The 431-nt window shown below is 46.2% G+C and carries 1 protein-coding gene; it reads right to left on the reverse strand.

The window, feature by feature from the left end; genetic code table 11:
• Nucleotides 1–431 (reverse strand): hypothetical protein (locus tag AB4486_RS28405; RefSeq protein ID WP_372120177.1); only part of this gene is annotated, 431 nt, incomplete at both ends.

Below are 431 nucleotides of genomic sequence, written 5' to 3' on the forward strand. Positions count from 1 at the left end.
GTTATCGTCAACTCCATCTCCATCTGGATCTTTAGGTTCCACAACAGGCACAACTTGTACTGTGATGGTGCCTGTAATTGCTGGATTAGCAACTACTCGGCCGCCCTCACCAACAATCGCATCATCGGTGTACTCGAAATCTCTCTCCTCCATCTCAACGACGGTTGTCAGCGTAAAGTCGACACTTGAGTTTTCTGGTGGTGTCATTTGGATAAAGTTGTTCGCCAAAGCAATCTGAGTAAATTGCTCCGGTGTCTGTGAGGTGTCTTTCGGTGTAATGACTAGGGTGCCGGCCGTGCTGGAATCGACCGTAACATCACCATTGACCACCGCGACTACATCCGTTGGAATGCCATTAATGGTAATTGAAGTGAAATGTTCGTCATCATCAATGTAATCATCACCTTGTGGATGCCAATCAATATTAATAG

The sequence above is a fragment of the Vibrio sp. 10N.222.55.C6 genome (assembly GCF_041473395.1).
Taxonomy (GTDB): Bacteria; Pseudomonadota; Gammaproteobacteria; order Enterobacterales; family Vibrionaceae; genus Vibrio; species Vibrio crassostreae_C.